Origin of the sequence: Paenibacillus donghaensis, from assembly GCF_002192415.1 — a bacterium.
Taxonomy (GTDB): Bacteria; Bacillota; Bacilli; order Paenibacillales; family Paenibacillaceae; genus Paenibacillus_AQ; species Paenibacillus_AQ donghaensis.
On record NZ_CP021780.1, the window covers coordinates 5,205,167 to 5,229,475 of the forward strand.

A 24,309-nucleotide genomic window follows, 5' to 3' on the forward strand; every position below is an offset into this window, starting at 1 on the left:
CAGAACTAAGGAGATGACCCCTCTTGGACAGAGTAGTCTGGGAATTTGTATTATCACTGCTGAACATTGTGTTTCTGGACCTGATCCTGGCCGGCGACAATGCCATTGTGATCGGTCTGGCCGCAAGGAATCTGCAGCAGGACACGCAGAGACAAGCCATTCTGTTCGGCACTGCCGGCGCAGTTATCCTGCGGATTGCCGCTACCATTCTGGTCGTCTGGCTGCTGAAGGTGCCCTGGCTGCTGCTGGCAGGCGGGGCACTGCTGATTCTGATTGCCTACCGTCTGCTCAGCGAGGATAACCAGACCGCCGACATCAAGGCCGGCGGCAATCTGTGGTCAGCCGTTCGTACGATCATCATCGCCGATGCCGCGATGGGGCTGGACAATGTGATCGCAGTGGCCGGTGCAGCCAAGCACAATGTGACACTTGTGGTGCTTGGACTGCTGATCAGTGTGCCGATTGTAGTCTGGGGCAGCACGCTTTTTATCCGGTTGCTTAAGCGTTATCCCTGGATCATCTATGCCGGTTCGGCCGTGCTGGGCTTTACAGCCTCCAGCATGATTACCGATGAGCGGAAACTCGCTCCCTTCTGGGAGCAGCATGCCTTGCTGCGCATAATGTTTATTGCACTGACGATCGCAGGCATCCTCTGGGCCGGTCATTCCAAACGCCGCAGAAGCCGGTTGAACGCTATCGGGCAACAGCACACCGGCTGATTGATGTGGCGGCTTAGAACCATTCCTCCTGCAGCGCTGACTGGCCGCTGACCAGCGGGCGAGGCTTCTCGTTGCCGTAAGGGGTAACGCTCACGGTTTCGGTAGCCTCTACCGCCTCGTCCAGCAGCCGGGCATATTCCGGCAGCGTCGCTTCGATCTTGTCCACAATCCGCATATTGGGGTTAGTGCTAGGCGATTTGGGCACAAACAGGGTGCAGCAGTCTTCGTAAGGCAGGATGGAGAGGTCATAGGTGCCTATAAGCTGAGCTTGCTCGACAATCTCGATCTTGTCCATCATCACCAGCGGACGCAGCAACGGCAGCTGCGTAGCCCGCCCGATCACATTCATGCTGGGCAAGGTCTGGCTGGCCACCTGCCCCAGGCTCTCTCCGGTAACAAGGGCAAGTGCGCCCTCGCGTTCGGCCAGCCGGGTGGCGATCTTCAGCATGGCCCGCCGCATCAGCGTAATAATCAGATTATCCTGACCGATTCCCGTGAAGGCTGTCTGCACCTCCGTAAACGGAACCAGATGCAGCTTGATCACGCCGGCATATTGCGACAGCACCCGTGTCAGATCGACCACCTTCTGGCGGGCCAGCTCACTGGTGTAGGGGAAGCTGTAGAAATGGATACATTCCACTTCCAAACCGCGGCGCATGGACGACCAGCCTGCTACCGGACTGTCGATTCCGCCAGACAGCAGAAGCATTGCCTTGCCGTTCGTACCGAGCGGGAAGCCGCCAACCCCGGCAATGCTCTCGCAGAAAATATAGGTCCGCTCCTCGCGGATCTCCACGCGAAGCTCCATATCCGGGTGGTTCATATCCACTTTGAGCCCAGGATAGCCCTGTAGCACTGGCGTGGATACCAGCTTGTTCATCTCCAGCGAGCCGTAAGGAAACTGTTTCCATACCCGCCGGGCATTCACCTTGAACGATGTACCTTGCAGCGGAGCTATGATCTCCAGCAACTGACGGCTGACGGCTATAATCGCCTCCAGCTCAGAGGGAGCGGCTTTGACGGGACTAACCGAAGCAATGCCGAACACATTCTTCAGGGCCTGAGCCATAGCCGCTGCCGGTTCCCCGTTCAGCTCCACATAGATCCGCCCGAACTCCTTCGTGATGGCAGCCTTGGGATAGGGCTTGACCATTTCCTTGACATGACGCAGCACTGTCTTCTCAAATCGGGCACGGTTCTTGCCTTTGAGCGTAAATTCTCCGAAACGCAGCAGCAGCATATCGGCATAGGCTATATTGTGCCTTCCTTCTCCAGCGGCGTCCCGCTTGTGTTCATCCAGCATTTAGATTCTGCCTCCTTCTGTAATCTTAAGCGATGTCACAGCCTTCTTCACAGCCTGTTCCAGCGCCTCTATATCCGCTTCTGTATGACTGTCGCCAAGGCTGATGCGGATGCCTCCGGTTGCGGCCGCATGGTCCCTGCCCATCGCAAGCAGCACACGACTCGGCTCCGCCAGACGTGAAGAGCAGGCGGAGCGGGTGGATACGATCATCCCCAGCTCCTCCAGCTTGCGCGCCAGCACCTCCCCCTTCATTCCGGGATAGGAGAAATGCACAATATGCGGCGCGCCTTCCATGCTGCTGTTCAGCAGCAGCTCCGGCAGCTGTTCCAGGAAGCGCAGCAGCCGATCACGCAGCGGAAGCAGGCGGGCCGTCAGCGCGGACCGCTGCTCTCCGCTCATGCGCACTGCCTTCGCAGCTGCCACTATCGCCGGCACATTCTCGGTTCCGGCCCGTTCGCCCTGCTCCTGGGAGCCTCCGCTCAGCAGCGGTGACAGCTTCACGCCATCCCTCACATAGAGCAGCCCGGCCCCGCGCGGCCCGCGGAGCTTGTGCGCGGACAAGCTGTACAGGTCAGCCTTCCAGCTGTTCAGCTCCACGGGAAGCTTGCCGTATCCCTGCACGCCGTCTACATGAAACAGCGTAAGGTGATTGGCAGCCTTGATCTGCCGTCCAAGTTCCTCTAGAGGCTGGATGCTGCCTGTCTCATTATTCACATGCATGACACTCACCAGCACGGTGTCCTTGCGAATCTCGGCAGCCAGCCGGGCCGGATCAACTCTACCGCTGCTTCCGGGAGCTACGAAGCTGATCTCCCAACCTCTGCGCTGCAGCTGCAGACAGCTCTCGTACACGGAGGGATGCTCCACTTGAGTCGTTACCATATGTCGTCCTCTGCCCTCATATTGCAGGGCAGCACCTTTAATCGCCAGATTGTTGCTTTCCGTGGCCCCGGAGGTGAACCTTATCTCCTGCGGGAGCACAGCCAACGCGACTGCGCATACTTCCCTGGATCTTCTGATCAGGCCTTCAGCCTCCAGGCCAGCACGGTGCAGCGAGGATGGGTTGGCATAATGAAGCCTCATCAGCTGCTCCATCGTCTGCACCACTTCCTCAAAAGGCGGCGCGGCAGCCGCATAATCCCAATACAGCATCTCTTTATAATCTCCTTTGCTTCACTTGCGAAATGGGGAATGGACAAATAAAAAGGATCAAACGGACTCCAGGGCCACAAGCTGTGGTCCAAGGGTTGTTACCCGTTTGATCCTTTACTATTATACCCCGTATTCGGCACGGGCGCGTTCAATTTTGGAGATATAGGCCTGTGTTTCCTTCGGAAGCTGTGTCAGCTTCTCCATCAGTTCCTGGTCCGTGCTCACGCCAAGCTTCAACACCCGTCCCGGTCCGGCGTTGTAGGCGGCCAGAGCCATCTTCTCCTGCCCGTCAAACCGCTTCAGCTGATAAGAGAGATATTTCACGCCGCCGTCAATGCTCTGCGCCGGGTCAAATGGATCGGAAACACCCAGCCCGTTCGCCGTTCCGTCCATCAGCTGCATAAGCCCTTTGGCCCCGGCAGAAGACACGACATTCGGGTTAAACGATGATTCGGTATCGATAACCGCCTTGATCAGATCCGCCGGCACATTGTATTTGACGCTGGCTGACATAATGAGGTCCTCATAATCGGTAGGCTTGGTCGCGGTTATTTCCCCGGAAATGGAGCTGCCTGCAGACTCTCCGGTTCCACCTATGGACTGCCACAGCAGTCCGCCTGAAGCCGCTGTATCTGCCAATGATGTTACGGCGCTCTGACTACCGGAGGAGCCAGAGGATGCTGACTTCAACATAGCGGAAAAGGTCTGGGTAGAACCGGCCTGCGGCTCTGCCGCCTTTGAGGGGGGACTTTTGACAGGTGCGTTCTTTAAATTCACCCAGCGCAGGTGACTTAAGCCGCCATCAATATGCGTTGCCATTGTTGCACATTCCTTCTTCCCTTTTGCTGTATATGGATGATTCTTAAATTTTAATCGAATATGATTCCATACTACATTTTCCCATCTGCAAATACTAGCCGGAACAACGAAAAAACAGACTTCAGACCCTTAAATTTGGGTCTTAAAGCCTGTTTGGATACTGAATGATTCAGTTCTTCTGCTAACGCGCAAAAGGTATCATTACAAAATAGCTGAGGGCGGCCACAAACCCGAGTCCTATAGCCCAGGCTCCAGCCGTCTTGCGCCCTTTGGAGTAGGCGTACAGGCCGAGCACTATCGCTGCTGGACCGGTAATGGCTGACCAGATAAAGAGCGAAGCAATGCCAAACGCAAGGCCGGCATACCCAAGCATGCGGCTGCCCTGTTTCTCCTCGGCGGCTGGTCCGGCTTCCTTCCTAGACTGGCTGGCGTGCAGCGGCAACGGGTTAATCTCCGCGGCATATTCTTCGCGATGCTCGCGGGTCTGGCGGGGATAATCCAACCTTCTGCGCGGCCGCAGAATGATGGTTCTGCGCTCTGCAGAATCTTGCGGCTCTTCTGTTGTATCCTTCGGTGTGTCCATAACGACCTCCTAGGAATTCGGCTTGAACGTCAAGCAGCAGGTAGCGGAAGAGGTTCCCGCTGTATCTCGATGCCCTTGACTCGTCATTTCCTCGGCGAACTCCTCTTTGAACTCGCTGCCGGAATGCTTGTCGATTTCGATCAGAATTTCATCCGCATTGCACAAGCTGTGCTTCCAGTAGTGACAGTTGCTTACGCTGCATTTTACCAATGTTTTTGCAGTTGACATGTTGTTCATCACCTCAAGTACATTATGCCCCGGCCCCGGTTCCATATGCCTTCCATAACTGTCCTGTATGATGTGCTAAGAAAGCATCAAGCAACTTTTACTTTCTTAATTGGTTACTGCTTAGCCTCCGTATAATGTGAAGTATCGAAATTTTTAACTTCGTAGTGGTTTCGGTTGAAATTAGTTGCACTTTCGCATCTATTTGCGTTGAACGTTCCGGAATTGATTATTTCAAAAGAAAAAGACCCGCCACTCGTCATCTCCGATGACAGGCGGCAGGCCTGAGGTTCAAGCAGTTTTCTGTTCGTTATACCTGATTCTGCATCCGTTTCTCAGTCAGGTAATCATTCTCATAATAGCTCAGATCGTCGCGCAATTCCTCATACGTCTTGGTGATTTCCAAAATGATGTCACGCGCCGGACGGACAGGCTTCTTGCGGAAACGGATGGCATCCTGCCCGGTATAGGCATAACGCCCATCTTCAGAATAGGTTTCATTCTTGGGATAGAAAAAGTTGTTAACACCATAATGATATACATTATAAAGCGCTTTCTGCGCAAAGGAATCATCAAAAGTAGCCCGGCGCAACGCAACACCCAGCTTCTCATACGACATTTCGGAGAAAACCAGCAGATGGCGGAGGTCGGACAGGAAACCCTCATAAAAATGTACCGTTTCTTCATCCTGCTCTGTTACAAGCTGAGGCAGCGCATGCTGGTTTAGGAACAATTCCATTTTATCGATTACGGATTTAAGCTTTTCTCTTGTCGTTTCACATAACTTCTGCAGATTGGCTGCTGACATGGCGGTTGCTCCCCCTTATTATTCCTTGCTCTTAGTAGTCCTAACTGTTAGGTGTAACTTATATCCTTGAATACCAACCAATTTCATGTACTATCCTATCATAAATTCTGTGACGGCGGTATCCTTTTCTGCGATGCATAAAAGACAGTCTCTGTTCTAACCCTATGAGCATTACAATGCCAAGAAGGAGCGGAGATTATGTCACGAAATAATGCAACCATCGCAGGTCTGGTTACCGCCGCATTGACGGCGGGACTGTTGACCTTTGCTCTGCGCCCACCTGTGGCTGTCGCCCCCCGCGAGACTCCTGTCCCGGCCCCGTCGCAGGAGAAAACCGTCAAAAAAGCGGCACTGCTGCAGGATGTCAATGCCACAGACAGTCTGAACCGCGTGGATGCCAGCCGCCATATGCAGCAGCTGCTTGCCGAGCTGCATGGCAAACCTCCAGAGAATGTGCCGGCTTACGCCAAGGAGCTGCAGTCTAGCCACGGCTATATCACCATGCTGCTGTGGATGGACCTGCGTACGCAGGAGGTCAAGACCTTCCATTCCACTTATCCCAAAGGCTTCAATCCGCAGCATCCGCAGCTGCAGCAGTACCTGAAAGCAGCCAAACGGGCTATCCGCGGTCATCAATCCTACGAATCGCCTTCGATCGTTGTCGGCAAAGAGAAATATTATTTCACCGCCCGGCGGGATCAGGAAGGTTCAACTGCAGTAATTGCCTTAATTAATCAGAAGGTGCTTGGCCGTGTGGCTGATCATCAACTGAAGAATTTACGGCTGATTCCTTATCCGAAGGAAGGCAGCTACCGCATTGAATCCGTACATGCTGACACCCTGCAGGATATCAAGGTCGCCACAGGGCACGACAATGAGAATGCCAGCCATTATTACGAGAATGAAATTATCGTCCGTTTCAGCAACGGCCACCCTACGAAAGCTCAACTGCAGACGATTACTGCCGATATCGGCGGCAAACCGCCGCGCAAGCTGGGCTACACCTATTTGTTCCGCTCGGAGAAGATGAACTACAGCCAGCTGAAGACTTATTTCGCCTATAAATGGCATCCGCAATATACCGAGCCTCACTATATCTATTTAACCAATGAGACCGCATTCGAAAATCCGGCCGATGTTGTGACTCCCAACGATTTGCTGTTCTCCGCCTACCAATGGAACCTTCCGGCCATTGAGACCACGCAGGGCTGGAAGCTCTCGCGAGGCAGCAACGAAGTGATTGTCGCTGTTGTAGATACAGGGGTGCAGGCGAATCATCCAGACTTAAAAGGGCAGCTGCTGCCCGGATACAACGCGATTCAGAGCGGCTCCACACCGGATGACGATGTAGGCCATGGCACTCATGTGGCCGGGATCATCGGAGCACTGGTGAACAACGGGGAGGGCGTAGCCGGAATCAGCTGGTATAACAAGGTACTTCCGGTCAAAGCACTTGATAACTCCGGTGCAGGCACAACCTATTCCGTAGCGGAAGGCATTATCTGGGCAGCCGACAATGGCGCGAAGGTAATTAACCTGAGCTTGGGCAACTATGCTGACTCCCAGTTTCTGCATGATGCTATTAAGTATGCTTACGACCGCGATATTGTGATCGTCTCCGCTGCAGGAAATGACAACACCGAACGGCCCGGTTACCCGGCTGCGTATCCGGAGGTGCTCGCGGTAGCGGCTACCAATGCCTCCCAGCAAAAAGCCAGCTTCTCCAATTATGGCGATTACATTGATGTTACTGCTCCCGGGGAGAGCATTGCCAGCACCTATCCCGACAGCCAATACGCTGCCCTGTCCGGCACCTCGATGGCCAGTCCGCATGTTGCGGCCCTGGCCGGATTGGTCCGCTCGCTGAATCCCGATTTGTCCAATGATGAGGTGGTGCAGCTGATGAGGGACAATGCGGTGGACCTGGGTACACCCGGCCATGACAAATATTATGGCTGGGGCCAGATAGATATCTACAAAACGCTGCAAGCTGCAGGCGGCGGAGAAATTCCGCTGCAGCTGTATCCACAGCATGTCCGCCAACAGATGAACGAGCTGCGCTTAAAGCTTCAGCGCAATCCCTGAGGGCGCAGCCGCTTCTTCTTGCAGATAAGCCTGTAACAAGCCCAGGAACAGGAGCATCCCTTGCTCCTGTTCCTGTTCGGTCATTTGGGAGTAACACAGGCGGATATGCCTGGAAGGAATGCCCCCGGCATAACAGACATCACCGGGCAGGAAGGAGAGTCCCTTCTCCTCGGCAAGCTTTTGCAGTCTGTTGATGTTGACGGAAGCGGGCAGCTCCAGCCACAGGCTCAGCCCGCCTTGTGGCGTGATCCAACTCACTCCGGGCGGCGCATGGCGTTCCAGCAGTGCCGTAGCCTTCTCCAGCCTTTGACTTAACTGCCTGCGCAGCTTGCCGGCATAGGCATCATATTTCCCAGATATGAAAGGGAGCATGGCACGTTGAGTCAGCAGCGGACTGCCCAAATCACTGGAGGATTTAGCCGCAATCAGCCGGGAGAGAATATTGCCGTCCGCAGCCACACAGGCCATCCTGCAGCCCGGAGCCAACACCTTGCTGAAGCTTTTGATATAGATGACATGACCTGCAGCATCCATGGATTTAATGGCGGGCGGCGGCGGGCTCTGGAAATACAGATCGCTGAACGGGTCATCCTCCACAATCAGACAGCGGTAGCTACGGGCAAGCTCCAGCAGCCGCTGTCTTCTGCTAAGGCTCATGGTCACGCCGCTGGGATTCTGGTAAGAAGGAATGGTGTAGATCAGCTTGGGCGGTCTGCGGTCACAGAGCCGGGTAAGCAGATCCACCCTCATACCGTCGCGGTCCATCGGCACGAACACCATCTCCGCTCCCCGTCCGGCAAATACATCAATCGCTCCCGTATAACTCGGTGCCTCCAGATAAACTGTATCGCCCGGACCAACAAACGTTCTTGCAACGAGGTCAATTCCTTGCTGCGCTCCGCTGGTCATCATCAGCTCCTCAGGCTGCACACGGATGCTCCGGCGTAGCAGATGGCCAGCCATGACCTCACGCAGTTCATGGTCACCCTGGAAATTACCGTAGGCCGCCATCACTTCCGGCTGTTCCAGAACCAGGGAAGCCATAGTGCTTCCAATCTCCCGCAAAGGCAGCAGACTGCTGTGTATCGCCGCCAGATGAAAGGGATAAGCCACTGCCGAATCCTTGAAATTATGCCATAGCTGGGCACGGGGCAAATAATCGTCGTAGCGGTCCTGCCAATCGCCGGCCGTTTCCTGCCCCGACTCCCCGGCGGCTACATAGCAGCCTTTGCCATGACTGCAGTGGATCAGACCACGCGCGGCAAGCGCGGCATAAGCTTTGCTCACCGTAACCTGGCTGACCTTCAGCGACAAGGCCAGCCCCCGCACAGACGGCAGCCGGCTGCCTGGCGGAAGCAGCCCCGAGGCTATCCGCTGTTCCAGCGTGTCGCTGATCTGCTGCGGCAAGGAGCTTCTGCTCTGCCGGTTTAAGTCAATATGCATGGTGATCCCTCCCACTGTTATATTCGGCACTTTACTGTTATACAGTTATGCAGTTATGATACAGCAAAAGACTGAAGGTGGGGAGTATTATCCATGAAGATCCAATATTCTACAACTGCACAGCATTTGGGTTCATCGGCTGTCCGCGATATCCTCAAGATTACTCAAGGCAAGAATATTATTTCGCTGGCTGGCGGCTTGCCGGCCGAGGAGCTGTTCCCGCTGGAGGCCATCCGCGATGCTTATAGCCGTGCGCTTTCTGCTGGTCCATCTATTCTGCAATATGGTCTGACCGAGGGTTACGGCCCCTTGCGCGAGCAGCTGGTGGAGCGGCTGGAAGGCCAGGGCATTCCTGCCGCCGCTTCCGGGATGCTGCTCACCAGCGGCTCCCAGCAGGCTATTGATCTGCTCTGCAAAATCCTGCTTGACCCCGGAGACGCCGTACTGGTGGAAGCCCCGACTTATCTTGCCGCCCTGCAGGTGCTGGGATCTTACCGTGCGGATATCAACATCGTGCTGAGCGATGAGCAGGGCATGCTGCCCGAGCATCTGGAGCATCAGCTGCGCAAGCTGAAGCCCAAGCTGCTGTACGCTGTCCCTACCTTCAACAATCCTTCGGGAGCCAGCTGGAGCCGTGAACGCCGGGAGCAGGTGGTCGAATTATGCCGCCGTTATGAGGTTCTCATTCTCGAAGACAATCCGTACGGTGAAATCAGGTTTGACGAGTCTCCGGATGCTTATCCCCCGTCACTGGCTGCGATCGACAGGAATTATGGTAGCGGCTATGGCGTTGTCTACACAGGAACCTTCTCCAAAATCGTCGCGCCCGCCCTGCGCAGCGGCTGGATCACCGGCGACCCTCAGCTGATCCAGATGGTTGCCAAGGCCAAGCAGGCAAATGACCTGCATTCCAGCGCCATTGACCAATGCGCGCTCAGCGAGCTGCTGCGCGGCTTCGACCTGAGCGGACATATCACAGCAATCTCGCGGGAATACCGCTCCAGAATGCAGCTGCTGTCCGCAGAGATCCGCTCGCGCGGCTGGGAGGATATCCGCTTCCTCGAACCTCGGGGCGGGATGTTCCTCTGGCTGACGCTGCCGGAGGAGATTCATACGGCCGAGCTGCTGCCGCTGGCCGTCCAGCAGGGCGTCGCCTTCGTGCCCGGCGAGGTATTCTACTCGGCGCAGCCGCTGCGCAACACCATGCGCCTTAATTTCACCCATACTCCACCGGAGCTTATCGCTGAAGCGGTATCACGGCTGGAGACGGCTCTGGAGCAATACCGCAGCCAGGTAAGCGGCGTTAGATAAGAAGAAACGCATACAGCCTCGTAAAAAGACTGTATGCGTTTCTGTGGGAAATAGCAGGATAAAGAATCAGGTGAAACTTATCCTTTCTTATATTTTTAAACAGAAAAGCGGCGTATTCCAGTTTCCCGGAATACGCCGCTTCATGTATATTGCCTTGCATTTTACTTATAAGATGCTTAAGCTGCTCTATTCATGCTCTTGCCTTGCTTATAATGTTGTTGTAGTGTGGAAAGTTTGCCGTAAGCCGGGTTCTGTGCTCGTAGTGGTTCAAACGGGAACTACCCTCCCACATGAAGCGACAATCATCTATCTAGGCCGTACATTACTGCACAGCTCCAGCGACCAACCTAGACGCGCCTCAGGCGAAGGCTGCAGCTTCCGGTAAAGGAAGAGCGGCGTCTCATTAGGTCTTGCTCCAGATGGGGTTTACCAGGAACGAAGTCACCAGCGTTCCTCGGGGTCTCTTACACCTCGGTTCCATCCTTGCCTGTGCCGCTGTGAAGCGGCCATCGGCGGTCCATTTCTGTGGCACTTTCCTTCGGCTCGCGCCGACTGGACGTTATCCAGCACCCTGCCTTGCGGAGCCCGGACTTTCCTCCCGCAGCGTCTTCACGCTGCCGGCGATTGTCTGTCAAACTTTCCGACAACATTATATAGTATACAGGTATCAGCCAAGCCGCACAAGCGTTAATAAATGGAAATTACTTAGATGAACTTGAATATTTCCGTATTCACCTGAGAAGCATATACACCCGTCTCATACTTATGTGCAGCCAGCTTGCTGCTCATCCACTGCTGTACTCGAGCTTTCATAATTTTCTCGGCGTTGTGACCGGGATCAATCAGCGCGATGCCTGCCAGCTTCGCGTCCTGGGCCGTATGGTAATCAATATCACCGGTAACCAGCACATCCGCCCCCCGGAACACAGCCTGGCTATAATATTTACTACCCGAACCGCCCATTACCGCCGCCTTGCGGATCGGTTGGTCCAGATCCCCTACTACGCGGACATTGTCGACCTCCAGACCGCTTTTGACAGTCTCAATGAACTGCCCCAGCGTAACCGGCTCCTTCAGCCTGCCTATTCTTCCAAGTCCCAGGCTGCGCCCCTTCAGATCCAGGGCATACAGATCATAAGCCACCTCTTCATAAGGATGCGCCTTAATCATCGCCTGCACCACTTTGCTGCGGACACCCTGCGGAACAACAGTCTCGATACGCACCTCTTCAGCCCGTTCCAGCTTGCCCGGCTTGCCGGTATGCGGCTCTGTGCCCTCACCTGGCAGGAATGTTCCGTACCCCTCCGTATTGAAGCTGCAGTGGCTGTAATTACCGATATGACCTGCCCCGGCATTCAGGATCGCGTCCAGCACCTGTTGATGATGAGTCTTGGGCACATAAACAACCAGCTTGGATAAGCGCTCATGATGGACATCCTGGAACGGAATCCCATTCTCAATGCCGAGCACTTCTGCCATCCAATCATTCATCCCGCCATCTGCAATATCCAGATTGGTATGGCTAATGTAGACCGCTATCTCATTCTTGATCAGCTTTTCGTACATTTTTCCCATTGGCGTGTCTGTCTGAATGCTCTGCAGCGGCCGGAAAATAATCGCATGATGAGCGATAATCAGGTTGCAGCCAAGGCCTATCGCCTCCTCCACCACTTCATCGTTCACATCCAGCGCTACCAGCACACCGGTGATTTCCTTGTTCAGACTGCCCAACTGCAGCCCGACCTTGTCCCATTCCTCCGCCAGATGTTTGGGAGCCAGCTGCTCCATATATTGAATTACGGTTTGTCCTTTGGCAAGCATTCCAGCACCTCCGCGATTTGCTTAATCTGGGCCTTGATCTCCACCCGCTTAAGCTCTGCCGCTTCCAGCTCTGAACGCGACAACGAAGACAAGATGCCTTCCAGCTTGCGGATTTCACCCTGCCACTTCTCCATAAACACCGAATTTGGCGCCTGCAGCAGCCAAGGGCCCATCTGAAGCAGGGTATCCCGGCTGCATAGCACCTGTCCGCCTTCAAGAATACGTTCGGCGTATAGACTGTCATTTGTCGCTTCCGAAGCCTGCTGCTCAGGCACAGCCGTCAGAATCTCATAGATCTTGCCGTCCTCCTCGAGGATATGCTCGGCAACCAGCAGCCAGCCATTGCCCAGCAGCCAGCGGCGCAGGATATCTTCGCCAACATTAGGCTGAAGCGCCAAGGTTGTTACGCCCGCAAGCTTGCCTGCACGCCGTCCATCCTCCAGAATGGAGGCAATCAGCGCACCACCCATGCCAGCGATGGCGATGCAATCCACTTCGCCCGGCTGCACGACTTCAAGCCCGTTGCCATGGCGCACGGAGATGACATTTCCCCGTCCAGCTTCCGCCACACCTCTGAGCGCTGCTTCGTAAGGACCCCGATTCACTTCACCCGCTATGGCCGCAACCGCTCTCCCGCTCTCCACGGCAGCTACAGGCAGCAGCGCATGGTCAGAGCCGATATCGGCCAGACGGCTGCCATAGGGGATTTGCTCCAGCACAAGCTGGAGTCTTTTTGATAGTTTGAATTTGTTCATGATGACACCCACGTTATCCATTTTTTTCGGAACACAAACAGCAGGGCAAGACCTGCCGCGATTTTGAGCAACAAGATTAAGGATACCCACTGCGGGTAAGCTTCCCTCAGCAGCAGCGCGTCCAGCTCAGGCATAACCCACAGCGATACACCTACGGCAAAATAAACACCGGAAATGCCGTTTACCCGGTGATATACCAGCCAGCTTAGCCAAACCATCAGGATACAAATCGGCAGCCAGAGCAGTTCCAGCTCCAGAATTGAAGCTTCCGGACGTTTGCCGTTGAAGAATCCGGCATAGAGCAGCCCCCAGAACGCAAACCCGCAATAATGCAGCACCCCGATCCGCATCATGAATCCGAGCAGACACCACAGCAAGCCGCAGGCAGCAATCAGGATCGGCCTCCAGAAGTAAGGGTCCAGCTGATGCAGCTCGATCAGCCATAGTCCGAACGCAAGCGTCAGCACACTGCCTATTCCTGCCAGCATCAGGCTGATCACCTTATACCTGTCACGGTATACTGCCGAATATCCGTAACAGACAATTAAGACAGACAGGGCTGTTGCAAGTTGCAAAGGCCAGGGAAAAACGCTAAAATAAAGACTAATCAAGAAAATCAAGGAAATTATTCCAAAACCAAACAGCCAGACTTTAACGCTTCCCTGCTGCAGATTACGCAGTGAAATCGGATTGTCATCCGGAGTTGCTGCCTCATCGTCATACAGGTTGGTTAAGAAGTCACAATACTGCTCCGGGAGCAGCTTGCTCTTTCTCCAATATTGAATTTCTCTTAAGATAATGTCGCGTTTCTCCAAATTCAACAGTCATCCCTCTTTCCAGGCCTGTCAAACGGCAAAGAACCTCCTGCCACTGTGCAGCAGAAGGTCTTAATCAAGTAATATTATTCAAGGAAATCCTTAAGCCGCTTGCTGCGGCTTGGGTGACGGAGCTTGCGGAGAGCCTTGGCCTCGATCTGGCGGATACGCTCGCGCGTAACGCCGAAGACCTTGCCTACTTCCTCCAGTGTTCTTGTCCGGCCGTCATCCAGACCGAAGCGCAGTCTGAGCACGTTCTCTTCGCGTTCTGTGAGTGTGTCCAGCACGTCCTCCAGCTGTTCCTTCAGCAGCTCATAAGCCGCTGCATCCGCAGGCGCCAGCGCCTCCTGATCCTCAATGAAATCTCCCAGATGGGAATCATCCTCTTCACCGATAGGGGTCTCCAGCGATACCGGCTCCTGGGCAATCTTCATGATCTCCCGAACCTTCTCTACTGTAAGCTCCATCTCGGCTGCAATTTCCTCCGGCGACGGCTCACGTCCAAGCTCCTGCAGCAATTGGCGGGAGACACGAATCAGCTTGTTGATCGTCTCCACCATATGAACCGGGATACGGATCGTGCGCGCCTGGTCGGCAATTGCACGAGTAATCGCCTGGCGAATCCACCAAGTAGCATACGTACTGAATTTGAACCCTTTATTATGGTCAAATTTCTCAACCGCCTTGATCAAACCCATATTGCCTTCCTGAATCAGGTCCAGGAACAGCATGCCGCGTCCGACATAACGTTTGGCGATACTTACCACGAGCCGCAAGTTCGCTTCCGCAAGTCTGCGTTTAGCTTCCTCATCACCGTTCTTAATCCGCATGGCCAGCTCTACCTCATCGTCTGCAGACAGCAGCGGAACACGGCCAATCTCCTTCAGATACATACGGACAGGGTCATTGATCTTGATTCCTGGCGGAAGTGACAGATCATCGTCGAAGCTGAACTCCTCATTCTCGTTGTTCTCGTTGTCCTCGCTTGGCCGGAGAGTCGTGACCTCCTCATCATTCTCGTTCACAACCTCAATGCCCAGATCGCTCAGTTGCTCGTAGAACTCCTCCATCTGCTCGGGGTCTTGATCAAACGGCGACAATTTCTCCATAATATCTTTGTAGTTCAATGATGATCTTTTCTTGCCTTGCTCAATAAGCTGATCCTTAACCTGGTCCAGAGTAAATTCTGCTTCCAGTTCAGTGTGCTGATCGTTCGCCATAATTCGACTCCCTCCTCCCTAGATACATCCTGCAAGTGTTCTCATTGTCTCTCTAGGGTTATAATCTCACTTGCTATTTGTGCCGCACGCAAAAAGTCACCTGACTTTTCGGCCTGAATCATTTCTTCACGCTTCTGGTCCATCTTGCGCTGCATTGGATATCTCCGCACTTCCCGAATACAATCATCCAGCACCTGCGTACTCCAGTCCGGAGGGGTATCCATCATGGAGATTGAGGTTGCCGTCTTCTCCAGGCGGTCATCCTGCAGCGATGATAAGAACCGGCTGATGCCGGGTGGTTTGCCTTGCGCGTAATAGGCATATAGATAAGCAGCAATTGCCGCATGATCATCGATGTTGAATTCTTCTCCGAGACGGTCATTTACATAGGTGGCCGCTTCCGGGTCCTGGATCATCAGGGACAGTAATCGGCGCTCCGCAGCATGATAAGCAGGCAGCAAAACAGGTGTCTGCACTTGCCCTTTTTTATGCCTACCATTATTCCACCTTTTGTCGTTATTATCCCCTTCGGGGATGTTTTTTTGCAGCGAGGCCCGCAGCAGATTGCAATCCTGCTTCAGGCTGTCATAGGACAGCTCCAGCTCGGTGGCAATTTCCCGCAGATAAACCTCTCTTTCCGTTGAGGAATGCAGGGTGGCAATAACCTCCAGCGCCTCCTTGACATAGGCAATTTTGCCGTCTTCCTCTAGGAGTATATGGTTTTTTTTCAGATATATAAGCTTAAATTTTATGGATGAGACGGCGGAGCTCATTACCTGCTCCATGAAACGGTCTGCGCCATGCTTGGAGATAAAATCATCAGGGTCCAGACCGCTTGGCAGCAGCGCAACCTTGACCTTCAGACCATGCTCCTCCAGCATCGGAATGGCCTTGACGGCCGCAGCTTGTCCCGCTTTATCACCGTCATATGCAAGCACGATCTCATCGGCCAAACTCTTCATCAGACCCACATGCCCGTCTGTCAGTGAAGTCCCCATCGTAGCCACACCGTTATGCACGCCTGCCTCCCAAGCCGAAATGACATCCCCGTAGCCTTCGAATAAGACGATTTGCCGCGTTTTGCGGATGGATGCTTTGGATTGGTGCAGGTTGTACAGAATACGGCTTTTGTTGAACAGACGGCTCTCTGGGGAATTCAGATATTTCGGCTGGCCTTCCCCTAGAATTCTGCCGGCAAAAGCAATCACCTTGCCGGTGCGGTTCGCAATCGGAAAGATCACCCGGCCGCGGAAACGGTCCACATACCCTTTGCCTTCGCCTCTGGCGGACAGCAGTCCGCCCTTCTCCATCTCTGCCGGATCGAAGTTCCGCTTCTCCAGAAATTGGACCAGTGTGTCCCATCGGTCCGGGGCATAACCGATCTGAAATTGGTCAATCATCTTGTCGCTGAAATTCCGGGCTCTTAAATACTCCATTGCGGCTGTGCCGTGTTCCGTATTCTTCAGCAAGTAATGATAGAACTTTGCAGACCATTCATATGCCTGGATCAGCCGGTCCCGCTCCGGGTCCGGGGGAGACATCAGACCTCCTTTACCCTCAGGTACAGGAATATCACTTTCTTCTGCCATAATTCGGACTGCTTCGGGAAAGGACAACCCTTCGGTTTCCATTCTGAACTTGATGGCATTTCCTCCCATGCCGCAGCCAAAACAATGAAAGACCCCCCTGTCGGGGGTAACGGTGAAGGAAGGGGTTTTCTCCGAATGAAACGGGCAGAGGCCCCATAAATATTTCCCCTGCTTGGACAACTGGACAACTTTACCGACGGTATCGACAATATCATGACGCGCCAGCACGCTTTCGATAACCTCTTCCGGAATATTTCCCTGTCCGCTAGCCAATGCAACCACCTTCATCTCTTAACAAATAAATAATATTCGCTAACGCTCTACATTCTCCTGCAAAAGTGCTAAAACTTTTGTCAGTTTATGTTGAAAAAATATTTTCTCCTCTGCAGTGATCGGCTTGGGTCCCTTGGAATACTTCCCGCGTCTGCGTTCAACCGCCCTCGCATGTCTGCCCTCCAGCATGAGATCCATGTTGGAATTATCATATTCCAGACCGCGGAAGGAGAGCACGCTGCAGCGTTTGCCAAGCGCCAGGGCAGCCAGGCCGTAATCCTGGGTAATCACCAGATCGCCTGCGGAGACATGATTGGCAATGTAGAGATCGGCACTGTCCGCACCGCGCTCCACCTGCACCACACTTACTCCTTCTTCTGCTTGCAGGGCATGGTCATACGAAGAAACCAGCAGCACCGGAATGCCGAACTTGCGGGCAACGGCAGCAATCTCTTTTTTGACCGGACAAGCATCCCCATCGACTACAATGGTTAACCCTTTGGATTTAACAATAATCCTCACCAGTTTCCCGTTTAATATATATACGCCTTGTCTGCTTAGAATTCCTTCTTTCTAAAGCATAAATACGGAACGGATGTCAACTAAGGCATTGGCACCGTTCCGTATATTTATACCCTAAACCAACAATCTATACCATAAAGTTACGTAAAAAGCGATCTGTGCCTTGCTTTGCTACCACACAAGCTTGCCAAAATCGGCAAAAGCCTTGGAATCACGGTCGATTCCCGCCAGCAGCGCCAGCCGGTTAGCCCGCACCTGCTCGTCTTCCGCCATAACCATAACGGAATCGAAGAATCCGGTCACATCATCTTTCAATCCGGACAACACGCTCAGAGCCGTTTCCGCGTCTCTTGAAGCCAGGGCTTCCATATAAGGGGCATGCAACTTCTGCCAAGTCGCATACAGCTCCACTTCTGCCGCTTCCTTGAGCAAGGCAGGGTCGATAGCTTGGGCCGTGGCTTTGGCAGCCAGATTGCTTACCCGGGTGAGTGAATCTACGGTGATTTTGAAATCAGCCTTGCCGTTCACAGCAGCCATCAAGGCCTCGCTTCGGCCGACAACAGCTACGATATCATCAAAGCCTGAGGCAGTGACTGCATCCACAACATCATAGCGAACCTTGTCGGATAACAGCCGTTTCACGCGCAGGCCGAAGAACTCGTTAAGGGTTATACGCAATTCATCCCCGGAATGTTTCGCTCTCGGCGAATTTCCATGGACCTCCAGCGCAGCTGCAAAAATCTCCGACAACGAAAGTGCCCACTGGCGATCCAGTACAATCTGCACAATACCGGCGGCCTGGCGGCGCAGCGCGTAAGGGTCCTGCGAGCCTGTAGGAATAATCCCTATGGAGAAGCATCCTACAATGGTATCGATCTTGTCAGCGATGCTGACAATGGCACCAGCTTCTGTAGACGGGGTCAGATCACCGGCAAATCGCGGCTGATAATGCTCAAACACCGCTTGGGCAACCTGCTCCGATTCACCGGCCTTGCGGGCATAATCCTCACCCATCGTACCCTGCAGCTCAGGAAATTCTCCAACCATTTGGGTCACCAGATCGAACTTGCAGATATCAGCCGTGCGGCTGACTTCAGCAGCTACTTGATCTTCTGTCTGCAGCTTGGCAGCCAAGATATCGGCAATGCGGCGGATACGGCGGACCTTGTCACCGACACTGCCCAGTTCTTCCTGATAGACAATGGTCTCCAGCTTGGCGAGCGCATCACTGATCTGCAGCTTCTGGTCTTCTTCATAGAAGAATTTCGCATCCGACAGACGGGCACGGAGCACCTTCTCATTCCCTTTGGCAATCACATCCAGCGATACGGCATTCCCGTTGCGCACGGTGACGAAGAACGGCAGCAATACGCCTGCGGCGTCAAATACCGGGAAATACCGCTGATGCTCGCGCATGGACGTAATCAGTACTTCCTGAGGGATATTCAGGAAGGCCTCGTCAAAAGTACCGAATAACACGGTTGGTGTTTCAACCAGGAACAGAACTTCCTCCAACAGATCCTCCTTGATGGCAATCGTCCAGCTCTTCTCTTCCGCCAGCTTGTTGATCTGGTTCAGGATCAGCTCCTGGCGCTCCTGCACATCCACAAGCACATGCTGCGAGCGCATGCTCTCTACGTACTGCGCCGGCTCTGTTATTACAGTCTCAGTTCCGAGGAAACGGTGTCCACGGCTGACATTGCCAGCCTTCACCCCTGCGATCTCAAGGTTCATGATCTCCTGTCCGAACAAGGCTACCATCCAGCGGATCGGACGGACAAATTTGAATTCGTAAGCGCCCCAGCGCATATTCTTCGGAAAAGTCATCGCGCTGACGATTCCGCTGAGCGCTTCCGGCAGCAGCGCAGCTGTCTCTACTCCCGCACTGCTGCGGGTAGCGTAGATATACTCTACTCCGGCCAGTTCCTTGAAGGTAAATTGCTCCGGTTCCACGCCCTGACTGCGGGCAAAGCCAAGCGCAGCCTTGCTCCATTCCCCGGCTGCATCGAGTGCGATTTTGCGGGAAGGACCCTTAACTTCTTCGCTGACATCCTCCTGTTTCTCGGCGGCAGCCTTCACATATACAGCCAGTCTGCGCGGTGTAGCGTAAGCAGTAACTTCCTCATGCGCTATCCGCGCGCCATCCAGCCATTTGACGGTGCGCTCTTGCAGCTGCTCCATCGCTGCCCGGATAAAGCGGGCCGGAATTTCCTCAAGACCGATTTCGAACAAAATATCTCTACTCACGCTCAGCACCTTCTTTCTTCAGCAGCGGGAAGCCCAGCTTCTCGCGTTCCTCCAGATATGTGGCCGCCACCGTGCGGGCCAGGTTGCGCACCCTGGTGATGAACCCGGTCCGTTCGGTCACGCTGATGGCGCCGCGCGCATCCAGCAGGTTGAAGGTATGCGAGCATTTCAGCACATAATCATAAGCAGGGAATACAAGGTGTTTCTCCATTGCTTTGCGAGCTTCTTCTTCATAAGTGCCGAACAGCGTGAACAGCATCTGGACATCCGAAACTTCGAAGGTATAGGTGGAATGCTCCACCTCCGGCTGATGGAACACATCACCATAGGTAATGCCATTTACCCACTCCAGGTCGAACACATTCTCCTTCTCCTGAATGTAGGAGGCCAGCCGTTCCATACCGTAGGTAATCTCAACCGCAACCGGACTGGCTTCGATGCCGCCAACCTGCTGGAAATAGGTAAACTGCGTAATCTCCATCCCGTCCAGCCAGACTTCCCAGCCCAGACCTGCACAGCCCAGCGAAGGATTCTCCCAGTTATCCTCTACGAACCGGATATCATGCAGCAGCGGGTTCACGCCCAGCGCCTTCAGGCTATCCAGGTAAATTTCCTGGATATTGTCCGGCGACGGCTTGATGATTACCTGAAACTGGTGATGCTGGTACAGGCGGTTCGGGTTCTCGCCATACCGGCCGTCGGAAGGACGGCGGGAAGGCTCCACGTAAGCAACCTTCCACGGCTCTGGCCCCAGCGAACGCAGGAACGTCATCGGGTTCATGGTTCCGGCACCCTTCTCCGTGTCATACGGCTGAACGATAATACAATTCTGGGCAGCCCAGAACTGCTGCAGCGTCAAGATCATCTGCTGAAAATTCATACTACCGACTCCTTCACTTCACAAATTTGGTGTGCTGGAGGCGGCAGTGCTCTAAGATCCTGTAGTGAACTGATTTCCAGTCCCCCATAACAGACCAAAAAAGCTCCCGCCCCCATGCCTGATGAACAGACATAGGGACGAGAGCTTCAACTTATTCTCCCGCGGTTCCACCCTACTTGATTGGCAGCTTCTGCTTCCGGCTATTCATGCTTGCCGTGCTGAGTGCTGACCCAATCCACTTTTCCAGCGCCGCTTCGTACTCCCGGGTGCCCTGTTCATGAACACTGTCCCGCCAGGCTCCCACTGCCCCCGGCTCGCTGATGGCACAATCCAGTCCATTACTTTCCCGATCTTCGTACGCCTCTCCGAGCAGGAGAACGGCGGTACCACATATACACATTGAAACTCTATCCATAGTAACTGAAAACCCGTCATTCGTCAAATATTGTATTTATCCAGCTGATCAAGGAAATTCTGCGATTTCAGCTTCAGCCCCAGCTGCTCATCCATCAGCGCGCGCATCGTCTGCTTCAGCTCTACTTGGCTGCTCGCCTTCACATCCACGTTGCCCAGCCGGGTCAGATCCATTCTGGCGAACAGGCGCAGCAGCTTGAGCGCACGGGCGGAAATCTCCAATGCCGGAGGATCGTTGTGTCTACAGCTGCGGCACAGCACACCTCCCAGACGCGCGCTTACGCGCAGCTGATCATCAGGCTTCTCCAGGCCGCATACGACACATTCATCCAGCTGCGGACCGTAACCGGCCGCCTGCAGAACCTTCATCTCATAGACATTAATAATGACGCCGGGTTCCTTCCCTTCCTCGATCGCGTCCAGACAGGCTGACAGCTGGCGGAACCAGAAGCTCCCAGTTTCGTCGTCATGCAGCACGCGGTCAAGCAGCTCGCAGGCATAGGAAGCGTAAGCCGCCTTGATTAAATCTTCACGCAGCGGATGGTGGGACTTCGTAATCTCGCCGGCATTCAGCGTGCCCAGCCCTCCGTTATTTCTGAAAAATACAAAATCTCCGACGGTGAACAGCTGGATCAGGGCAGCATGGCGGCTTTTCACTTTTTTGGCACCCCGCACCAGAACCCCTACCTTGCCGGCGTTTTCGGTGCAAAGCGTAATGATCGCGTTCCCCTCGCCGTAGTCCATGCTGCGGATGACGATCCCTTCCACCCTGTGTAGCATGCTTCTTCCCCCAACCACTCGGCCAGCAACCAGTCCTTAGAACGCTTCTTCATCACAGGCCTTCTCTTCCTCCACTGGCAGAACGCTCTCCTCAGACGGAAAGCCGGCTTCCTTATACAGCAGATAAGCATCGACATCTCCAGTCATTGCAAAATACTTCCACGAAAAATTCCGCATTCGTATTCATCCTTTCTTCGGAAACACGATGTCCTTTCCGAAATAGGATGTGCGCTGAGCCGGGTTCTATCCTTGCAATTCCTGCCAAGGGAGCTTAGCCGCGGTGTTTAAAGGTCCTTGTGGAAGCCTAAATCCCGCAGTACGCGGTCCTGGTTGCGCCAGTCTTTTTTCACTTTTACCCAAAGCTCCAGAAAAATCTTCGAGCCCAGCAGGTTCTCGATATCTGTACGCGCCCGCTTGCCCACTTCCTTCAGCAGCGCCCCCTGCTTGCCGATAATGATCCCTTTCTGGGAATCACGCTCTACAAAAATCACAGCGGACACATGCACCACGCCATTAGACTCCACGCGCATGTCTTCAATCGCAACGGCAATGGAGTGCGGCACCTCTTCGCGGGTCATATGCAGAATCTTCTCGCGGATGAGCTCGGCGCAGACAAACTGCTCCGGATGGTCTGTAATCTGATCCGCCGGATAATATTGCGGACCTTCCGGCAAAAATTTGGCAACCTGCGCAAGCAGCGTGTCCACATTGCTGCCTACCTTGGCGGAAATCGGTACGATCTCGGCAAAATCATGCAGCTTGCGGTACTCCGCCATCAGCGGCAACAGGGCTTCCGGCTCGATGCGGTCGATTTTGTTAAGCACCAGAATGACCGGGGTCTTCAAGCCGTTCAGTTGCTCGGCGATGTAACGGTCGCCTCCGCCCATACCTTCGGCAGCGTCCACGAGGAACAGGACCGCCTCCACTTCGCCAAGCGTGCTCAGCGCCGTTTGATTCATATAATCGCCCAGCTTGGACTGTCTTTTATGAATACCCGGCGTGTCCAGGAACACAATTTGTGAGTCATTGGTAGTGTACACTCCATGAATTTTGTTTCTTGTGGTCTGTGGCTTGTCTGACATGATGGCGATCTTTTGGCCAATCACCTGGTTCATCAGCGTCGATTTGCCTACGTTGGGTCTGCCGATAATGGCGACGAAACCTGATTTGAATTTCATATGATCTTGATCTTCCTTTCGAGTGGTCTTTCGATCCCCCTAAATCCCCCTTAGCCAAGGGGGACCCCAAAGGGCCCCGGCCCTCTGGACACCCGGAAATGGCGTGCCTGCAACGTTCGGCGGGATTGGAGGAGGCAGGGTGCAAGGATCGCTTTCGTCCCCTGCGGGAACACGCTTGAACGCCGCTGGGGAGTGCCGGCTCGCAGTAGCTCTCACCGGCTGGCGGTGCAGTGACTGCGTGCGGATTTGGTGTGACTATGCTGCTCGGCGTCGACTGGCGGCTTCGCCGCGGCGCTTACGTCGTGATGTTACTCTCTGGCGGCGCAGCGGCTGCGAACGTTTTGGTGCGACTGTGTGCTCGGCGTCGACTGGCGGCTGCGCCGCGGCGCTTACGTCGTGATGTTACTCTCTGGCGGCGCAGCGGCTGCGAACGTTTTGGTGCGACTGTGTGCTCGGCGTCGACTGGCGGCTGCGCCGCGGCGCTTACGTCCGGATGTTACTCTCTGGCGGCGCAGTGACTGCGAACGTTTTGGTGCGACTGTGTGCTCGGCGTCGACTGGCGGCTTCGCCGCGGCGCTTACGTCGTGATGTTACTCAGGGGCTTGTCCTTGCTCCAGATCCGCTGGGCCAAAAGCGCCTGGCAGCAGGTCACGAACGGTAGTTTCGACCATGTCACCCTTCATATTGCCAAGGATAACCTTCATATCTGGCGCACAGAGTTCAATCATGACCTGACGGCAGACGCCACATGGAGACACCGGTCCGTCTGTATCAGCAATCACAGCGATAGCCTGGAAAGAACCTGCTTTATGACCATCAGCGATAGCACGAAACAATGCGGTACGCTCCGCGCAGTTAGTTGGGCCGTAAGCCGCATTCTCCACATTGCAGCCATGATGGACATGTCCATCCAGGTCCAGCAGGGCTGCACCTACTCCGAAACGGGAATAGGGAATATAAGCTCTGGCGCGGGCTTTAATCGCTTCTTGCATGAGCAGTGCAGAATCCATTGTTGACCTCCTAAAAGTTTTTGAGCATATACTTCCAGATTCGCTTCGAAAAAACTCACTTCGGAAGCATACACTTAGTTTTTGAGCATATACTTCCAGATTCGCTTCGAAAAAACTCACTTCGGAAGCATACACTTAGTTTTTGAGCATATACTTCCAGATTCGCTTCGAAAAAACTTACTTCGGAAGCATACACTTAGTTTTTGAGCATATACTTCCAGATTCGCTTCGAAAAAACTTACTTCGAAAGCGTAGAACGAGAATACAGAAGATTTAACTTCGCAGTGGTTTCCTAAGTCAGAGCAAGCCATTAAATTAAATGCAAAAGTGCATCTAATTTCCCGATTTTTTACGTTT

23 protein-coding genes and 1 other RNA gene are annotated in these 24,309 nt (G+C 54.0%); 3 read left to right on the forward strand and 21 right to left on the reverse strand.

Annotation, left to right across the window (positions count from 1 at the left end):
- Nucleotides 1–23: 23 nt before the first annotated feature.
- Nucleotides 24–719 (forward strand): TerC family protein, encoded by a 696-nt coding sequence (locus B9T62_RS23855; RefSeq protein WP_087917570.1) that lies wholly within the window; start codon nt 24–26, stop codon nt 717–719.
- A gap of 13 nt (nt 720–732) precedes the next feature.
- On the opposite strand, the gene thiI is transcribed toward B9T62_RS23855, so the two are convergent.
- The 6 genes from thiI to B9T62_RS23885 form a co-directional block, all read right to left on the reverse strand.
- Nucleotides 733–2,022 carry a tRNA uracil 4-sulfurtransferase ThiI gene (gene thiI, locus B9T62_RS23860; protein WP_211296350.1) on the reverse strand — a complete coding sequence of 430 codons (1,290 nt, stop codon included), beginning with the start codon at nt 2,020–2,022 and terminating at the stop codon, nt 733–735.
- The gene (locus B9T62_RS23865; RefSeq protein ID WP_087917571.1) at nt 2,023–3,174 is read right to left on the reverse strand and encodes a cysteine desulfurase family protein; all 1,152 of its coding nucleotides are present in this window, start codon (nt 3,172–3,174) and stop codon (nt 2,023–2,025) included. It lies immediately after the preceding gene.
- A 120-nt stretch (nt 3,175–3,294) separates the two neighbouring features.
- Complete coding sequence (locus tag B9T62_RS23870; RefSeq protein ID WP_087917572.1) at nt 3,295–3,993, reverse strand: lytic transglycosylase domain-containing protein; 699 nt, start codon at nt 3,991–3,993, stop codon at nt 3,295–3,297.
- Nucleotides 3,994–4,174: 181 nt separating this feature from the next.
- Nucleotides 4,175–4,576 carry a hypothetical protein gene (locus B9T62_RS23875; protein WP_245864023.1) on the reverse strand — a complete coding sequence of 134 codons (402 nt, stop codon included), beginning with the start codon at nt 4,574–4,576 and terminating at the stop codon, nt 4,175–4,177.
- Nucleotides 4,577–4,585: 9 nt separating this feature from the next.
- Complete coding sequence (locus tag B9T62_RS23880) at nt 4,586–4,804, reverse strand: DUF1540 domain-containing protein (protein ID WP_087920400.1); 219 nt, start codon at nt 4,802–4,804, stop codon at nt 4,586–4,588.
- 307 nt (nt 4,805–5,111) lie between these two features.
- Nucleotides 5,112–5,609 carry a YpuI family protein gene (locus B9T62_RS23885; RefSeq protein ID WP_087917573.1) on the reverse strand — a complete coding sequence of 166 codons (498 nt, stop codon included), beginning with the start codon at nt 5,607–5,609 and terminating at the stop codon, nt 5,112–5,114.
- 198 nt (nt 5,610–5,807) lie between these two features.
- On the opposite strand from B9T62_RS23885, the gene B9T62_RS23890 reads away from it, so the two are divergent.
- Nucleotides 5,808–7,694 carry a S8 family peptidase gene (locus tag B9T62_RS23890; RefSeq protein WP_087917574.1) on the forward strand — a complete coding sequence of 629 codons (1,887 nt, stop codon included), beginning with the start codon at nt 5,808–5,810 and terminating at the stop codon, nt 7,692–7,694.
- On the opposite strand, the gene pdxR is transcribed toward B9T62_RS23890, so the two are convergent.
- The gene (pdxR, locus tag B9T62_RS23895; RefSeq protein WP_087917575.1) at nt 7,671–9,137 is read right to left on the reverse strand and encodes a MocR-like pyridoxine biosynthesis transcription factor PdxR; all 1,467 of its coding nucleotides are present in this window, start codon (nt 9,135–9,137) and stop codon (nt 7,671–7,673) included. The genes B9T62_RS23890 and pdxR overlap by 24 nt on opposite strands.
- A 93-nt stretch (nt 9,138–9,230) precedes the next feature.
- On the opposite strand from pdxR, the gene B9T62_RS23900 reads away from it, so the two are divergent.
- A complete protein-coding gene (locus B9T62_RS23900; protein WP_087917576.1) occupies nt 9,231–10,448 on the forward strand; it encodes an aminotransferase-like domain-containing protein in 1,218 nt (405 codons plus the stop codon).
- A gap of 225 nt (nt 10,449–10,673) precedes the next feature.
- Here B9T62_RS23900 and rnpB read toward each other — a convergent pair.
- From rnpB to cdd, 14 genes are all read right to left on the reverse strand, one after another.
- Nucleotides 10,674–11,088: RNase P RNA component class A (rnpB, locus tag B9T62_RS23905), an RNA gene on the reverse strand.
- A gap of 65 nt (nt 11,089–11,153) precedes the next feature.
- Complete coding sequence (locus B9T62_RS23910) at nt 11,154–12,269, reverse strand: Nif3-like dinuclear metal center hexameric protein (protein ID WP_087917577.1); 1,116 nt, start codon at nt 12,267–12,269, stop codon at nt 11,154–11,156.
- Nucleotides 12,245–13,024: a tRNA (adenine(22)-N(1))-methyltransferase gene (locus B9T62_RS23915; protein WP_087917578.1), complete on the reverse strand. Its 780-nt coding sequence runs from the start codon at nt 13,022–13,024 to the stop codon at nt 12,245–12,247. Before B9T62_RS23915 ends, B9T62_RS23910 begins: the two co-directional genes overlap by 25 nt.
- Nucleotides 13,021–13,845 (reverse strand): hypothetical protein, encoded by an 825-nt coding sequence (locus B9T62_RS23920; RefSeq protein WP_087917579.1) that lies wholly within the window; start codon nt 13,843–13,845, stop codon nt 13,021–13,023. Before B9T62_RS23920 ends, B9T62_RS23915 begins: the two co-directional genes overlap by 4 nt.
- An 80-nt stretch (nt 13,846–13,925) precedes the next feature.
- Nucleotides 13,926–15,059, reverse strand: coding sequence for an RNA polymerase sigma factor RpoD (gene rpoD, locus B9T62_RS23925; protein ID WP_087917580.1), 1,134 nt, complete (start codon nt 15,057–15,059; stop codon nt 13,926–13,928).
- A 41-nt stretch (nt 15,060–15,100) separates the two neighbouring features.
- Nucleotides 15,101–16,936, reverse strand: a complete 1,836-nt coding sequence (gene dnaG, locus B9T62_RS23930) for a DNA primase (RefSeq protein WP_425436599.1) — start codon at nt 16,934–16,936, stop codon at nt 15,101–15,103.
- 24 nt (nt 16,937–16,960) lie between these two features.
- Nucleotides 16,961–17,443: a YaiI/YqxD family protein gene (locus tag B9T62_RS23935; RefSeq protein WP_245864025.1), complete on the reverse strand. Its 483-nt coding sequence runs from the start codon at nt 17,441–17,443 to the stop codon at nt 16,961–16,963.
- A 171-nt stretch (nt 17,444–17,614) separates the two neighbouring features.
- Nucleotides 17,615–19,690: a glycine--tRNA ligase subunit beta gene (glyS, locus tag B9T62_RS23940; RefSeq protein ID WP_087917582.1), complete on the reverse strand. Its 2,076-nt coding sequence runs from the start codon at nt 19,688–19,690 to the stop codon at nt 17,615–17,617.
- Nucleotides 19,683–20,570 carry a glycine--tRNA ligase subunit alpha gene (glyQ, locus tag B9T62_RS23945; protein ID WP_087917583.1) on the reverse strand — a complete coding sequence of 296 codons (888 nt, stop codon included), beginning with the start codon at nt 20,568–20,570 and terminating at the stop codon, nt 19,683–19,685. Before glyQ ends, glyS begins: the two co-directional genes overlap by 8 nt.
- Before the next feature lie 172 nt (nt 20,571–20,742).
- Nucleotides 20,743–20,970, reverse strand: a complete 228-nt coding sequence (locus tag B9T62_RS23950; protein WP_087917584.1) for a hypothetical protein — start codon at nt 20,968–20,970, stop codon at nt 20,743–20,745.
- A 38-nt stretch (nt 20,971–21,008) separates the two neighbouring features.
- Nucleotides 21,009–21,764: a DNA repair protein RecO gene (gene recO / locus B9T62_RS23955; protein WP_087917585.1), complete on the reverse strand. Its 756-nt coding sequence runs from the start codon at nt 21,762–21,764 to the stop codon at nt 21,009–21,011.
- Nucleotides 21,765–21,800: 36 nt separating this feature from the next.
- Nucleotides 21,801–21,941 (reverse strand): YqzL family protein, encoded by a 141-nt coding sequence (locus B9T62_RS40880; RefSeq protein WP_087917586.1) that lies wholly within the window; start codon nt 21,939–21,941, stop codon nt 21,801–21,803.
- Nucleotides 21,942–22,048: 107 nt separating this feature from the next.
- Complete coding sequence (era, locus tag B9T62_RS23965) at nt 22,049–22,942, reverse strand: GTPase Era (protein WP_087917587.1); 894 nt, start codon at nt 22,940–22,942, stop codon at nt 22,049–22,051.
- 590 nt (nt 22,943–23,532) lie between these two features.
- A complete protein-coding gene (gene cdd / locus B9T62_RS23970) occupies nt 23,533–23,952 on the reverse strand; it encodes a cytidine deaminase (RefSeq protein ID WP_087917588.1) in 420 nt (139 codons plus the stop codon).
- Nucleotides 23,953–24,309: the final 357 nt, after the last annotated feature.

Excerpts from the sequence above, each read along its gene's own strand:
- thiI (WP_211296350.1), bottom strand. The coding sequence starts at position 2,022 with ATGCTGGATGAACACAAGCGGGACGCCGCTGGAGAAGGAAGGCACAAT.
- B9T62_RS23885 (WP_087917573.1), bottom strand. The coding sequence starts at position 5,609 with ATGTCAGCAGCCAATCTGCAGAAGTTATGTGAAACGACAAGAGAAAAG.
- dnaG (WP_425436599.1), bottom strand. The coding sequence starts at position 16,936 with ATGAAGGTGGTTGCATTGGCTAGCGGACAGGGAAATATTCCGGAAGAG.
- B9T62_RS23910 (WP_087917577.1), bottom strand. The coding sequence starts at position 12,269 with ATGCTTGCCAAAGGACAAACCGTAATTCAATATATGGAGCAGCTGGCT.
- B9T62_RS23880 (WP_087920400.1), bottom strand. The coding sequence starts at position 4,804 with ATGTCAACTGCAAAAACATTGGTAAAATGCAGCGTAAGCAACTGTCAC.
- B9T62_RS23950 (WP_087917584.1), bottom strand. The coding sequence starts at position 20,970 with ATGTGTATATGTGGTACCGCCGTTCTCCTGCTCGGAGAGGCGTACGAA.
- B9T62_RS23915 (WP_087917578.1), bottom strand. The coding sequence starts at position 13,024 with ATGAACAAATTCAAACTATCAAAAAGACTCCAGCTTGTGCTGGAGCAA.
- B9T62_RS23870 (WP_087917572.1), bottom strand. The coding sequence starts at position 3,993 with ATGGCAACGCATATTGATGGCGGCTTAAGTCACCTGCGCTGGGTGAAT.
- B9T62_RS40880 (WP_087917586.1), bottom strand. The coding sequence starts at position 21,941 with ATGCGGAATTTTTCGTGGAAGTATTTTGCAATGACTGGAGATGTCGAT.
- era (WP_087917587.1), bottom strand. The coding sequence starts at position 22,942 with ATGAAATTCAAATCAGGTTTCGTCGCCATTATCGGCAGACCCAACGTA.
- B9T62_RS23900 (WP_087917576.1), top strand. The coding sequence starts at position 9,231 with ATGAAGATCCAATATTCTACAACTGCACAGCATTTGGGTTCATCGGCT.
- cdd (WP_087917588.1), bottom strand. The coding sequence starts at position 23,952 with ATGGATTCTGCACTGCTCATGCAAGAAGCGATTAAAGCCCGCGCCAGA.
- rpoD (WP_087917580.1), bottom strand. The coding sequence starts at position 15,059 with ATGGCGAACGATCAGCACACTGAACTGGAAGCAGAATTTACTCTGGAC.
- glyQ (WP_087917583.1), bottom strand. The coding sequence starts at position 20,570 with ATGAATTTTCAGCAGATGATCTTGACGCTGCAGCAGTTCTGGGCTGCC.
- B9T62_RS23875 (WP_245864023.1), bottom strand. The coding sequence starts at position 4,576 with ATGGACACACCGAAGGATACAACAGAAGAGCCGCAAGATTCTGCAGAG.
- pdxR (WP_087917575.1), bottom strand. The coding sequence starts at position 9,137 with ATGCATATTGACTTAAACCGGCAGAGCAGAAGCTCCTTGCCGCAGCAG.
- B9T62_RS23865 (WP_087917571.1), bottom strand. The coding sequence starts at position 3,174 with ATGCTGTATTGGGATTATGCGGCTGCCGCGCCGCCTTTTGAGGAAGTG.
- B9T62_RS23890 (WP_087917574.1), top strand. The coding sequence starts at position 5,808 with ATGTCACGAAATAATGCAACCATCGCAGGTCTGGTTACCGCCGCATTG.
- recO (WP_087917585.1), bottom strand. The coding sequence starts at position 21,764 with ATGCTACACAGGGTGGAAGGGATCGTCATCCGCAGCATGGACTACGGC.